General features: G+C 64.5%; 13 protein-coding genes and 1 tRNA gene. 7 read left to right on the forward strand and 7 right to left on the reverse strand.

Annotation, left to right across the window (positions count from 1 at the left end; all coding sequences use genetic code 11):
- Positions 1 to 122: 122 nt before the first annotated feature.
- A tRNA-Cys gene (locus KJP28_RS03435) sits at positions 123 to 196 on the reverse strand.
- Positions 197 to 452: 256 nt separating this feature from the next.
- Between KJP28_RS03435 and KJP28_RS03440 the strand changes: the two genes are divergently transcribed.
- From KJP28_RS03440 to KJP28_RS03450, 3 genes are all read left to right on the forward strand, one after another.
- Positions 453 to 1106: a protein-L-isoaspartate O-methyltransferase family protein gene (locus tag KJP28_RS03440; RefSeq protein WP_218390824.1), complete on the forward strand. Its 654-nt coding sequence runs from the start codon at positions 453 to 455 to the stop codon at positions 1104 to 1106.
- A gap of 22 nt (positions 1107 to 1128) precedes the next feature.
- On the forward strand, positions 1129 to 2529 hold the full coding sequence (locus tag KJP28_RS03445) for a TolC family outer membrane protein (protein WP_218390825.1): 1401 nt from the start codon (positions 1129 to 1131) through the stop codon (positions 2527 to 2529).
- Between the two features lie 109 nt (positions 2530 to 2638).
- Complete coding sequence (locus tag KJP28_RS03450; protein WP_218390826.1) at positions 2639 to 3697, forward strand: hypothetical protein; 1059 nt, start codon at positions 2639 to 2641, stop codon at positions 3695 to 3697.
- Positions 3698 to 3765: 68 nt separating this feature from the next.
- Here the strand turns inward: KJP28_RS03450 and KJP28_RS03455 are convergent, their stop codons facing one another.
- Both KJP28_RS03455 and KJP28_RS03460 read right to left on the reverse strand, forming a co-directional pair.
- Positions 3766 to 5217 (reverse strand): cobyric acid synthase, encoded by a 1452-nt coding sequence (locus KJP28_RS03455; RefSeq protein WP_218390827.1) that lies wholly within the window; start codon positions 5215 to 5217, stop codon positions 3766 to 3768.
- 300 nt (positions 5218 to 5517) lie between these two features.
- On the reverse strand, positions 5518 to 5838 hold the full coding sequence (locus KJP28_RS03460; RefSeq protein WP_218391684.1) for a DUF6280 family protein: 321 nt from the start codon (positions 5836 to 5838) through the stop codon (positions 5518 to 5520).
- Positions 5839 to 6093: 255 nt separating this feature from the next.
- On the opposite strand from KJP28_RS03460, the gene efp reads away from it, so the two are divergent.
- The gene (efp, locus tag KJP28_RS03465; RefSeq protein WP_218390828.1) at positions 6094 to 6657 is read left to right on the forward strand and encodes an elongation factor P; all 564 of its coding nucleotides are present in this window, start codon (positions 6094 to 6096) and stop codon (positions 6655 to 6657) included.
- Between the two features lie 95 nt (positions 6658 to 6752).
- Here efp and KJP28_RS03470 read toward each other — a convergent pair whose 3' ends face one another.
- Both KJP28_RS03470 and ygfZ read right to left on the reverse strand, forming a co-directional pair.
- A complete protein-coding gene (locus KJP28_RS03470; RefSeq protein WP_218390829.1) occupies positions 6753 to 7559 on the reverse strand; it encodes a fructosamine kinase family protein in 807 nt (268 codons plus the stop codon).
- Positions 7547 to 8296, reverse strand: a complete 750-nt coding sequence (gene ygfZ / locus KJP28_RS03475; protein ID WP_218390830.1) for a CAF17-like 4Fe-4S cluster assembly/insertion protein YgfZ — start codon at positions 8294 to 8296, stop codon at positions 7547 to 7549. The genes KJP28_RS03470 and ygfZ overlap by 13 nt, the downstream gene beginning before the upstream one ends.
- 60 nt (positions 8297 to 8356) lie before the next feature.
- On the opposite strand from ygfZ, the gene KJP28_RS03480 reads away from it, so the two are divergent.
- Positions 8357 to 9025, forward strand: a complete 669-nt coding sequence (locus KJP28_RS03480; protein ID WP_218390831.1) for a glycosyltransferase — start codon at positions 8357 to 8359, stop codon at positions 9023 to 9025.
- A 51-nt stretch (positions 9026 to 9076) separates the two neighbouring features.
- A complete protein-coding gene (locus tag KJP28_RS03485) occupies positions 9077 to 10267 on the forward strand; it encodes a pyridoxal-phosphate-dependent aminotransferase family protein (protein ID WP_218390832.1) in 1191 nt (396 codons plus the stop codon).
- 138 nt (positions 10268 to 10405) lie between these two features.
- Here KJP28_RS03485 and KJP28_RS03490 read toward each other — a convergent pair whose 3' ends face one another.
- Positions 10406 to 10825: an SH3 domain-containing protein gene (locus tag KJP28_RS03490; protein WP_218390833.1), complete on the reverse strand. Its 420-nt coding sequence runs from the start codon at positions 10823 to 10825 to the stop codon at positions 10406 to 10408.
- Complete coding sequence (locus KJP28_RS03495; protein ID WP_218390834.1) at positions 10818 to 11930, reverse strand: pyridoxal phosphate-dependent aminotransferase; 1113 nt, start codon at positions 11928 to 11930, stop codon at positions 10818 to 10820. Before KJP28_RS03495 ends, KJP28_RS03490 begins: the two co-directional genes overlap by 8 nt.
- A gap of 107 nt (positions 11931 to 12037) precedes the next feature.
- On the opposite strand from KJP28_RS03495, the gene KJP28_RS03500 reads away from it, so the two are divergent.
- Complete coding sequence (locus KJP28_RS03500) at positions 12038 to 13168, forward strand: outer membrane protein transport protein (RefSeq protein WP_218390835.1); 1131 nt, start codon at positions 12038 to 12040, stop codon at positions 13166 to 13168.
- Positions 13169 to 13189: the final 21 nt, after the last annotated feature.

Consider the following 13189-nt stretch of genomic DNA (forward strand, 5'->3'; position numbering starts at 1 on the left):
CCGTCGGCAAGCGACATCTGAAAGTTGAAGCGAGGAAGACACACTTTCAGGATCGGTCGACCAAATGCGCGAAGGTCGGCCGGAAATCGGGCCCAAAAATCCGCTAAGTCACTGAAAGGAAATGGAGGCGAGTACCGGAATCGAACCGGTGTACACGGATTTGCAATCCGCTGCGTCACCACTCCGCCAACTCGCCGAAGGGTGTGGCACTCATTAGATTTCAACGTCGGGCGCGTCAAGCGGGTATCGGGCGGTCTGTCTGGCGAAGGTGGGCGGTGCGGTCGAAGCGTCTTGGAGGCGCGCCTGTGCCGGGTGGGGCGGATGGCTGGAAACCAAACCCGCCCGCCGACGATATTTCGAACACAATCTCTCAACTTGCGACCGGGCCGCATTGCGGGTGCCGGGTTTCTGTGGCAAGAGATCGCAAGTCAATTCGCCGAGACAGGACCGCAATGAGTGATTTTCATAAGCGCCGGGTGGTGATGGTCGACACGCAGGTGCGGCCCTCGGATGTCACAAAATACCCGATTATCAACGCCATGCTCGATGTTCCGCGTGAAGATTTCGTGCCGGACGATCTGCGTGAAGCGGCCTATGCGGATGCGCCGGTGACGCTTGCGCCGGGCCGGGTTCTCATGGAGGCACGGACGTTCGCGAAGATGCTCGACGCGATTTCGGTCGGGCCGGATGAGCTGGTGCTCGACCTGGGCACTGGATACGGCTACGGCGCTGCGGTGCTCGCGAAAATCGCCGATTTCGTCGTGGCGCTGGAGGAGGATGAAACCCTTTCAGCCGAAGCGGAGGCGCGCCTTGGCGAAGCCGAGATCGACAATGTCGCCGTGATGACCGGACCGCTGGTCGAAGGCGCCGCCAAGCATGGCCCCTATGATGTGGTGTTCATCGAAGGTGCCGTGGAACAGATCCCCGATGCCATCGGCGAACAGCTTCGCGAAGGCGGACGGATCGTCGCGATTTTTGCCGAAGGTAATCTCGGCGTGGTTCGGTTGGGGCAGAAGATCGACGGCGTGCTCAACTGGCGCTTCGAGTTCAACGGGACCGCGCCGGTCCTTCCCGGCTTCTCGAAAGCGACCGAATTCGCGCTTTGAGCGTGACTTGAAAGGACATGGGATGCGTAGGTTTCTCGCGATCGTCACGGCATTGGTCCTGACCACCGGGTTCGTCACCTCCGGTCCTGCACGGGCTGAAAGCCTGTCGGATGCGATGGTGTCCGCCTACAAGAATTCCGGTCTCCTCGAACAGCAGCGTGCGCTTTTGCGGGCCGAAGATGAAAACGTCGCGATCGCAGTGTCCGCGCTGCGTCCGGTCATCTCCTACTCCGCGACCGCGGGGCGGACGATCAGCGACCCGGTCGGGGGCGGGCTTCTGGGCGCGCCGACGGACCGTTTCAACGCGAGCATCAACCTGCAGGCACAGCTGCTCTTGTTCGATTTCGGGCAGACGGACCAGAAAATCGCGATTGCGCGGGAAAGCGTGATGATGGCGCGGGAAATGCTCGTGGGTGTCGAGCAGAACGTTCTGCTCAACGCGGTGCAGGCTTATCTCAACGTGCTGTCGGCTCAGGAATCCGTGGCGCTGCAAGGCAGCTCGGTCCGCCTGATCACGCAAGAGCTGCGCGCTGCGCGGGACCGCTTCGAGGTGGGTGAGATCACCCAGACCGACGTGTCGCTTGCGGAGGCCCGGCTCGCGGCTGCGCGGTCTGCGGAGGCTGCCGCTCAGGGCGATCTTATGGTCCAGCGTGAAGCATACAAGGCGGCCGTGGGCCGGTTCCCCGGCAATCTTGCACCACCGCCGTCGCCGCCGCGCGTGCCGGACACGCTCGATGCCGCGAAGGCGCAGGCGCGGGCACGGCATCCGGACATCCTGTCGGCCAAACGCGCGGTCAGCTCGGCGGAGATGTCGATCGAACTGGCGAAGCTCAGCACCCGCCCCACGGTGAGCGCGTCGGCGACAGCCACGCGGACATTCCGGCCCGCCGCGACCGAGGCGCGCAGCCTGCAGGGCGGCGTGACATTGTCCGGCCCGATCTATTCCGGTGGACGCCTCACGGCGCTGTATCGTCAGGCCGTTGCGCAAGCGGAAGCGCAACGCGCGGGGCTGCTCGTCACCACGCAGGGGATCGATCAGCAGGTCGGGAACGCCTGGGCGCAACTCGCCATCGCGACGGCCAGCCTTCAGGCCACCGATCGGCAGATCCGCGCTAGCCAGGTCGCATTGCGCGGTGCGCGGGAAGAAGCGACGCTGGGCGCGCGCACGACGCTCGACGTGCTGAACGCCGAGCAGGAATTGCTCGATGCGAGATCGTCGGCGATTTCGGCCCGTTACGACCAATATGGTGCGATCTACCGGCTGCTGGCTGCCATGGGCCTGCTGACCGCCGATCACCTCAATCTGGGCATCGTGTCCTATGATCCCGAAGCCTATTACAATGCCGTGCAGGATGCACCGCTGCGCCGCGTGAGCCCGCAGGGTCAGAAGCTCGAGCACATACTGGAAACGCTCGGCAAATAGCGGCTGACGCCGTGCCGCGCGAAATCGAGCAAATCCAAGGCTTTGCATTGTCTCAAATCCGGTCCGGCGCTATTGTGCGGGACGAGGTACATGCGGGTAGAGCGAATCCATGTCGGACCCAGTCACGAACGCTGAAATCGAAGACGTCCTGTCGGCGGTGCGTCGGCTTGTCTCGGAAACGGGCACGTCGAAACGTGCCGACGCTGCGGCGGATACCGACAGGTCGAAACTGGTTCTGACACCGGCGTTCCGGGTCGAGCCGGATGCGGACACCGAGACTGTACATGAACCCGATCAGGTCGAGACTGAGTCGGTGAAGATGCCGATTCAGGAGCAGAAACCCGAGGGGCCGAAAGCCGTCTCTGAAAAGAGCCCGGAGGATGACCCGGCCATGACTTCGGTCGAACCTGTGACTTTCGAGCTGGAAGACACGGCGTTCGAGGCATCCGTTGAGGAAATGGTTCAGGGTGCGGTCAGAGACCACGAGGCGGAACCAACGCCCGACACGACCGATGTTGGAGCCGACGCGGACAAGGCGGACGTCGCCGATGCCGCACCCGAGCCGCCGCGTGAAGCACCGCCGAAGCCCGAGCCGGGCAGCCTTGCGGCGCGAATTGCCGAGCTCGAGGCGGTCGTCATTGCGGCACCGGACGCGTCTTATGAGCCGGACGGGTCCGAAGAACCCGATATTCCCGACGAGATCATCTTCCACCGCACAGGCCCACGCCCGGTCGCTCCCGCTGCGGAGCCGGTCGGGTCGAGCGAGCCGGTCTCTGACCACACGGGAACCGACGACGCTGCGGCGGGGGCCTCGCTGCCAGATCCAGAGCTGACGCGGGTCGAGGCCGCCGACATCGACGATTGGCAGGATGTCTCGGATAACGACCTTGACGAGGCAGGATATGAGCCTGCTGGTGAAACGGTCGTGGAGGACACGACGTTCTCGCGTCATGACGACACACCCGAGGATGCCGCCACCGACCCGTTTGGTGAAGACAGCGCGGAAGATGACGAGATGGTCATCGACGAAGCGATGCTCCGCGAAATCGTCGCACGCCTCGTCCGCGAGGAATTGCAGGGCACGATGGGCGAGCACATCACACGCAATCTGCGCCGCATGGTGCGCCGGGAAATCGCACGGGCGCTTGCACTTCAGTCCTTCGATTGATCGTCTTTCTTAAACGAAGGCTCGGCGCAAGCCGACCCTAGTCGCGCTTCCGTTTCAACAGGATGACCCTAGCGCGCGGTCGCCAGAAGAGCATCCACGTCGATATGCCCCTCGATGTGGTCGGCGAGGGCGTCGAGGGTCGTCTCGATGCCTGTGTCATAACTCATCGGTTCGGACGTTTGGCCAAGACGATCGAGATAGGCACGGCGGAAGGCGTCGGACGTGAACAGCCCATGAAGGTAGGTCCCCCGGACCCGTCCATCGGCCGTTGAAGCGCCTTCGCAGCGGCCATCGGCCAATGCAAGCCAGGCGTGGTCTGTGTCCGGGCCTGAACTGGTGCCGAGGTGGATTTCATAGCCTTCCACGGCATGGCCAGTTGCGGTTTCGGTCGCTGATGTGAGGGCCAAAGTCTTGGCTGGTTCAAGCGTCGTCGTGACGTCCAGAAGACCCAGGCCCGCTGCCTCCCGGACCTCGCCTTCGATGCCGTGCGGATCGAGGATGCGTCGGCCAAGCATCTGGAATCCACCGCAAATTCCCATCACGTGGCCACCCCGCCGGACATGTGCGGCAAGGTCGATATCCCAGCCCTGCGCGCGAAAATGCTCAAGGTCCGATATGGTGGATTTTGAGCCGGGAATGAGCACGAGCGCGGCGTCGCCCGGCAGGGGACGACCCGGTTCAATGATCTCGACAGACACGCCGGGGGTGGCGGAAAGCGGGTCGAGGTCATCGAAATTGGCGATGCGTCTGAGGCGAGGTACGGCGATCTTGAACGTGCCCCCTGGGCGCGGGGCGGCGAGGTCCATCACGTCTTCGGCGGGGAGCCGCCATGCCGCGTCGAAAAAGGGCAAAACGCCGAGCGAGGACCATCCGGTGCGGGTCTCGATTTCGGTCAACCCGCTGTCGAACAACGTAACGTCGCCTCGGAATTTATTGATAATAAAAGATTTTACAAGATCACGATCGGCGGCGGAAAGCACCGCGTGGGTGCCGACAAGCTGAGCGATGACGCCGCCCCGGTCGATGTCGCCGACCAGCACGACAGGCATGCCAGCGGCTTCGGCAAAGCCCATGTTGGCGATGTCGCCGGCACGCAGGTTGATCTCAGCAGGAGAGCCCGCGCCCTCGACGAGGACAAGGTCATGAGCAGCTGCAAGCCGGCGATAACTTTCGAGAACACGCGGCAGGAGTTGCGCCTTCTGCCGCCCGTAATCACGCGCCTTCAAGGTCGCAAAGCGTTGGCCCTGAACGATAATCTGCGCGCCGGTGTCGGTTTCGGGTTTCAATAGGACCGGGTTCATGTCCGTCTGCGGTGCCAACCCCGCTGCGCGGGCCTGAAGCGCCTGCGCGCGGCCGATTTCGCCTCCATCGACAGTCACTGCGGCGTTGTTGGACATGTTCTGAGGCTTGAACGGCGCCACGGACAGGCCACGCCGGAGCGCGGCGCGGGCCAGGCCCGCGACGATGAGGGACTTGCCGACGTTGGACCCTGCGCCCTGTATCATCACCGCTCGCGACATGGCTCCCGCCTATCCTGCGGCGTGGGCAAGGGGAAGGGAAAACGAGCAACCGAACGGTCTGTTCACGCTCCGAAGCAGTGCTGGAACATGGGTATGGACGACGTATGTCTGACGTATGGAAAGCATATGGCAAAACATCTGGATGTCCGAGATTACCGGACCGCACGATCACGCAACGTTGAACGACACCATGGGGTCAGACATGCAGGTGGGCGGTTCCGCCGTTGACCCAACGTCACCCTGAACATGAAAAAGGCGCGCCCAGTGGCGCGCCTTTTCTTCACTCCGGGCTGGCCGGGATCAGGCGGCTTCGGCCGCCTCTGCCGCATGGCGGCGTTCGCTTTCTTCGCGGGACAGCGCAACGGATGTCCGCACACCTTTCGCCACGAAGTCCATCAACCCGGTGACGACCCGTTCATTGGGGTCGATGCCGGCACAGGACAGCACCTCCCGCCCGTCGCGCGAGCGCGCCCAGCGGGCAATCTGGTCAGGGCCGTTGCCGTATTTCTTGTCGTCCGCGATCGCATCATCAAGGGCAGCAAGAACCACGGCGGCGAAGAGTTTGCGCGCCCGGTTCCCTTGTTCATGATTGAAAGCAGTACCGTCGACGTTATCGAGCATTCCCAGTCCTTTTTTTGTTTTCTCGGCGCGGGCCACGTTCCAGACACTGAACGTCATTGAGCCTTGCGCCTGCTGGCGTGAGGGCCAATATGCGCTTTCGAGCGCGATTCGGTATCATCGCAATTGCATGGCTGCCATGCTTCTAATGCATAGCGTCGTGTATGAACACACAAATTGCGTGGTGTTGCGCCGGGCAGATGCCCCGGATATAGGTGCCTTCCAGATATCGTCAACCTTTCGACATGGTTTCGCTACATGCCCAAAATCAACGGAAACGAAATTCGTCCCGGTAATGTGCTCGAGCACAACGACGGCCTCTGGGCCGCCGTGAAAGTCGACCACGTGAAACCCGGCAAGGGCGGGGCCTTCGCGCAGGTCGAGCTTCGCAACCTTCGTAACGGATCAAAACTTAACGAACGGTTCCGCTCCGCCGACAAGGTCGAGCGTGTGCGCCTTGAACAAAAGGACATGCAGTTCCTCTACGAAGCCGACGAACAGCTTCACTTCATGGATACCGAGACGTTCGACCAGGTCGCGCTTCCCGCCGATATCCTCGGCGACCGCCGTCCGTTCCTTCAGGACGGTATGACCATCGTCGTGGAATTCTACGAGAGCGAGGCGCTCAACGCCACGCTGCCGCAGAAGGTCACCTGCCGTGTGGCCGAGACCGAGCCTGTGGTCAAAGGCCAGACCGCGGCCAACAGCTTCAAGCCCGCTGTTCTGGACAACGGTGTGCGCGTGTCGGTGCCGCCCTTCGTCGGGCAGGACGAGGACATCGTCGTGAACACCGAGACGATGGAATATTCCGAACGGGCCTGAGCCGGCCCCTTTTCATCGTTCCATAAATACCTCAGGGGGTCCGGGGGACAGCGTCCCCCGGTCGGTCGGACGGGCGCGAGCCCGTTCGAAACCGATCAGACGTCGAGCTGCGACAAGAGCCGGTCCACCAACCCGCGATAACCTGACCCGAACAGCCTCAGATGCACGAGGGCGGGCCACAGCGTATAGACCGCGCGGCGTTCTTCCCATCCGGCGTCGAGTGGACCATAGGCTTCGTCGAACCCGCCGCCGGGTTGGCCGAACAGGTGCAGCATGGCGATGTCGACCTCGCGATCGCCGTAAAAGCACGCCGGGTCGATGAGCCAGACCGACGGGGCCGCACCGAAGAGCAGGTTGCCCGTCCACAGGTCGCCGTGAAGGAGCGCCGGGGCCGGACGGGCGGGCAGCAGGCGGGGCAGGTTCTCACACAGGTTGGCGATGCGCGGCGCGAGGCCTCCGGGAAGGTGGTCCACATGGGTGAGGAGCCGGTTCGCCGCCCAGAAGTCCGGCCAGTCGCCGCTGGTCGCATTCGGGATCGTCACGCGCCCGAAGGCGTAATCCTCGGACCAGCCATAAGCCTCGCCCGTCACGTCGTGCAGATTGCGAAGGTTCGTCCCGAGCGCGGCCCAGGAGCCGTCGCCCGCCCGTTCCTCATAAAGCGCCTCCATCAGGATCAGGTCGCCGTCACTGGCGATCACCGAGGGCACCTGCGCGCCCGCGTCCGACATGGCGGTGAGCATCCGGGCTTCTCGGTCGACCATCGGGCCGGACTTGGCGACCAGCCTGCCGCCGTCCTGAAGTGTCACAAGGCTCACATCGGACAGGTCGCCGCCATGAAGCGCGCCGATCTTCGCGGGGCGCTCGCCGGTCAGGCGCAGGATGCGGTCGGCTAGCCCGCCCATGTCACCTGCGCGTCACCGGCGCGGAGCGCGCCCTTCGCCCGGTCGAACCGCAGGTAGGCGATGGCGGTGTCGCCAGCGCGGGTGAGCAAGGTTCCGGCGGGCTTGCCGTCTTCTGTCACGATCTCGGTCCCCGGCTCGGCAGGGCCGTCGAGCGTGACTTTCGTGTATCCCTTCCGCAACTCGGTTTTGTGTTTCATCCGCGCGGTGACTTCCTGCCCGACATAGCAGCCCTTCTTGAAGTCCACCCCGCGCATCCGTTCGAACCCGGCTTCGAGGATAAAGGTGTCGGGTGTGATGTCGGCGGGTGCCTCCGGCACGCAGGCGGCCACGCGCAGCGCGTCCCAGTCGGTCTCGGAAGGCTCCCCGGGCGCATCGCGATAGGCGCGCCAGCCAAGGTTCGGGTCGCGGGGATCGGGGTGCCCATCCTCCGGCACGTCGCCCGTGCCGCGGATGGCGTAAAGCTCCGCGGGCTCGATCAGAACGTCCGAGCGCAGCATGTACATATTCAGCCTTTGGGCCAGCCCGGGCGCGGCATCGGCATGCGTGTCGAGCAGGTAGGCATCGCCCGTGTCCAGAATGAAGAAATCCGCGAGGAACTTACCCTGCGGTGTGAGCAGCGCGGCATAGACCAGCCCGCCCTTCTTCACATCATTGGTGACGAGGTTCTGAAGGAACTCGGTCCGGTCTGCCCCGGAAATCCGAAGCACCGTGCGGTTTTCATGCGTTTCGCCTGTCATCGCTTTTCCTTGTGCTTACAAGGGTTAATATAGTGTTCCCAAACGCCGAGAGAAGCCGTGATGCGGGCTGCCCTGTCCATCGTGATCCCCACCCTGAACGCCGAGAGCGTGTTGCCTGCCTGTCTCGCAAGCCTGATGCCGGGAGTCGAGGCCGGTCTGGTGCGCGAGGTCGTGATCGCGGATGGCGGCTCCGACGACGCGACGCAGATGATCGCCGACGAGGTCGGTGCGATCTGGGTGCCGGGGCCAGCGGGCCGGGGCGGGCAATTGGCGCGCGGTGTGGCCGCCGCCGGGGGCGACTGGCTCCTCGTGCTGCACGCGGATGCGGTGCTGGGTGAGGATTGGGTCGCGGCGGTGCAGGCGGGCATGGCGCAGGGCGGGCCGGGATACTTTCGGCTCAGGTTCCGGGCGCGAGGGCCGGGGCCGCGCATTGTAGGCGTCTGGGCCAACCTGCGCGCGCGGCTTGGGCTTCCCTTCGGCGATCAGGGGCTTCTGGTGTCGCGTGCTGACTATGAGGCGGCGGGAGGATACCGGGACATTCCGCTGATGGAAGACATGGCGCTCGCTCGTGCACTCGCGCGCCCGCGCCCTCTCGGTGCGGTGATCGAGACGGGCTGGACACGATACGAGGGCCGGTGGCTTCGGCAAGGGGCGGGGAATATCGTGCGTCAGATCCGTTTCATGCTTGGTGCTGACCCGGCGCGGCTCGCCCGGAGCTACCGCGATTGACCTCCCCAAGGGCTGGGGCTACCGCTTGGTCTATCAGAACTGGAGGCCAAGATGACGCTGTCTTTCGGCCGGGAATACCTTGCCATTCCCGGACCTTCCGTGACCCCGGACCGGGTCTTGAACGCCATGCACCGGACCGCGCCCAATATCTACGAAGGGGCGTTGGTCGATATGGTGGCCGCGATGGTGCCGGACCTGCGCCGCGTGGCGCGGACCAAGTCGGACGTGGCGATCTATATCGCCAACGGTCACGGCGCATGGGAAGCGGCGGCGATGAACGTGCTGGCACCGGGGGACAAGGCGCTGGTTCTGGCCACGGGCCGGTTCGCGGCGCTCTGGGGCATGATCTGCGAGCGGATCGGGGTCGCGGTCGAGGTAATCGACTTCGGCAAATCCGATGCGCTCGACCCCGAGGCGGTGCGCGCCCGGCTCGCGCAGGACAAGGTCGGTGAGATCAAGGCGGTGCTGACCGTGCAGGTGGACACCGCCACGGGCGTTCTGAACGATATCGCGGCGCTTCGAGCGGCGATAGATGCGGCGGGGCATGACGCGCTCCTCATGGTCGATTGCATCGCGTCGTTGGGCTGCGACCTGTTCGAGATGGATGCCTGGGGCGTCGACGTGATGGTGGCGGCGAGCCAGAAGGGGCTGATGACGCCCCCCGGCCTCGGTTTCGTCTTTGCCAATGAAAAGGCACAGGCGCGGCGCAACCCGAGTGTGAGCTTCTACTGGGATTGGACCAACCGGATGCGCCCGGAGTTGTTCTACCAGTATTTCGGCGGCACCGCCCCGACCCACCATCTGCTTGGCCTGCGGGCCGCGCTCGACATGATATTCGAAGAAGGCATGGAAGCGGTCTGGCATCGCCATGACGTGCTCGCCCGCACCGCCTGGGCCGCGTTCGATGCCTGGGGCCAGGGCGGTCCGATGGAAATCAACATCAAGGAGCCCGCGCGCCGCTCTCGCGCGGTGACGGCGCTCAAGCTTGGCGACGATCACGGTGCCCGGCTGCGTCGCTGGGTCGAGACCAACGGTGGTGTGACTTTGGGCATCGGGCTGGGGATGAGCGCGCCGGGTTACCCGAACGGCGAAGGCTTCTTCCGGCTCGGTCATATGGGGCATATTAATGCGCATATGATCCTCGGCGCGCTGGGGGTGATCGAAGCGGGGTTGATCGCGCTCGATATTCCACATGGGACCGGCGCACTCAGCGCCGCCGCCGGGGTCGTGTCGCAGGGATAACCCCTTCATCGTGCCATAAATATGCAATGGCCGCGCCGATCGCAGCCGCCGCGATTGCATATTTGGGGCACGCTGAAAGGACATCGGCCGCGCGTAGCGCGGCCCACCGCGACGGACGAAGTCCGGCGCAATCCCGCGTCAGGGCGCTTTTTCGAGGTTCTGGTCCGGCACCCAACCTTCGCGCTTGTCGGTGCTGCGGCAAAGGGTCCAGCCGCCCATGCGTTCGAGGGCGGTGACGGCCTCGCCTGATTTTACCGTGAGCTCCTGCGCGGAATAATCTACGAGCGCATAGGGCTGGCGGTCGACCCAGGCGATGGCGTCCCACGGAACCCAGCCCTCGCGATCGTCCGTGTGCGCCCAGATCCAGCGGTGACCGTGCCAGTCGTCTTCGAGGTCAGTGAGGTCGATGGGAGAGCCTGCGGCGAGGCGGATCGGGTTGTTGTAGGTCGCAGTCCAGTCGGCCGTCACGATGAGGTCGCGGGGGCGGCCAGCACTTTTCGCGTAATTCGACGATGCGTCTTTACCAGATCGCGCTGATGTCTTGTCTGTTTCACGCATTGCGCGCGGCAGCGAGGGCGTCTGGCAGGGCGGCGGCGAAGGCGTCAAGATCGGCGGGGTCGCCGACCGAGACCCGGATGCAGCGATCCTGCGGGGCGGCGAAAGGCATTCGCACGAAGATGTCGCGCGCGATCAGTTCGGACAGAACGCGGCGGGCGAAGTCGCCATCCGCACCGCAGTCTATTGCGACGAAATTCGTGGCGGAGGGCAGGGTGGCCAGCCCGTTCTCGGCGGCGATTTCCGCAATGCGCCCGCGGGCGACGGTGACCTTGGCCTGCACCTCGGCCAAGTAGTCCTGATCGGCCAGCGCCGCCACGGCACCGGCCTGACTCACACGTGCCATGCCGAAGTGGTTGCGGATCTTGTGGAAGGCGGTGATGAGCGGCTTGGCCCCGATCGCGTAGCCGACGCGCGCGCCGGCCATGCCGTAGGCCTTGGAGAACGTGCGCATCCGGATGACACGCGGGTCGTCCGGGTCGATAGCGGGCGCGGTTCCTTCGGGGGCGAATTCGAGATAGGCCTCGTCCAGCACCAGGAGCGTGCCGTCGGGCACCGCGTCGATCATCGCCTGCATCCGCGCTGCGTCGTGCCATGTGCCCATCGGGTTGTCGGGGTTGGCGATATAGACGAGCTTGGCATCGACCTCGCGCGCCTTGGCGATCAGCGCGTCCGGGTCTTCGTGGTCGTCGCGGTAGGGCACGGTGACCAATTCGCCGCCGAAGCCAGCCACGTGGTAGTTGAAGGTCGGATAGGCGCCCTGAGAGGTCACCACCCGGTCGCCTTGCCCGACCGTCAGGCGCACCAGATAGCCTAGGAGCCCGTCGATGCCTTCGCCCACCATGATGTGATCCATGCCCACACCGAGGTGATCGGCCAGTGCAACGCGCAGGTTCCAGCTTTGGGCGTCGCCGTATTTCCATGTCTCCGAAGCCGCATTGGCCATTGCCTCGATCACCGAGGGCGCGGGGCCGAAAAGGCTTTCGTTTGCGCCGAGGCGGGCGATGAACGGATGGCCGCGATCGCGCTCCTGTGTTTCCGGGCCGACGAAGGGCACGGAGGCGGGGAGGCTTTCGGCGAGCGGGGTGAGGCGGGGTCCCTGTGTCATATCTGCATGAATGGAGCACCAAAGGCGTCGGGGCAAGAGGTCGCGCTGTGCGCGGGCGACGCCAAGGCGTAAACTCGGGGGCAGGGTAACGACAGGGCATCATTGGGATGATGAAGGCAATTGGTCGTGCGGCCCGGGCCGCGAGCCTCTGCGTCATCGTCGCGGGGGGTGCGCTGGCGCAGGGTCGGACGTTCGTCGCGGAAGGCACCGACGTCGCGCAGGGCGTCGGGGGCCGGTATCTGGCGATGGCGTCCACCGGTGCCGCGTTCGCCGACGATCCGCATGCGTTGTTTTACAACCCCGCGCTGATCGCAGGCTTCGACCGTCCGATGGTCACGGTGACACGTCAGGGCAACGCGAAACTGCGGCCTTATACTTTCGTGGGCGTGACGACGCCGTTTCCGATTCTGGAGCCTCTGGGCTGGGCGTCGACCATCGGGTTTGCGAGCTATCCGCGTGTACATACGCATTCGACGGGGGCGTTCCGCGCGAACGATCCGCAGAGCATTTTCCTCAGGATGTTGTTGCCGGGCGTGTCCGGCACCTATGACGGGGAGATCGATTCCAAGACGCTCGTCTGGCGCTGGGCGATGGGGTTCCAGCCGTTGAACGACGCGCGGCTCAAGGTCGGGCTGATGGTGGACCGGATCGACTGCAAGACCAATTCCTGCGGCGTTCATGCCGGCAGCGTCGGGCGCGAGGTCAAATCGGTGCATGCCACCGCGTTTTCGGTCGGGGCCGGGATCAGTTACGACCTGAGCGACCGGATCAGGCTGGCGGCGGCGGTCAACGATATCGACACGCAATTGTCGGTCGTGACCTATACGCGCGACGGTGCGGGTGTGAAATGGTACAGGTGGCAAGTCGCCTTGCCACGCACGGTTCAGGCCGAAGTCTCATGGCGCGCGAGCGACAGGCTGCTTTTGGCGGCGGGCTTCAAATCCATGCACGGGAGCTACGGGAGCTACGATCTGACCATCAACACGGTCAATTTCGGGGCGGAATACAGGTTTGACAACGGATTGGCCGTGCGGGCCGGTGCGTGGCGCCCGACCAAGATCGCTTCGTCCAACGGGTTGAATGCGAACCTGCCGTTCCCCGTCGCGCCGACCTTCGGGGCCGGGTGGAAGAACGACCGTTTCGCGGCGGACGTCGCCATCTACGCGCATCCGATCATGAGTTTCCACTACGGGCGACCCGCGCCGACAGTCGATCTCACCTTGAGCTACCGTTTCTGACGCTGGGCAGTGCGATCGAGT

The sequence above is a fragment of the Maritimibacter dapengensis genome (assembly GCF_019218265.1).
In the GTDB taxonomy this organism is placed as follows: Bacteria; Pseudomonadota; Alphaproteobacteria; order Rhodobacterales; family Rhodobacteraceae; genus Maritimibacter; species Maritimibacter dapengensis.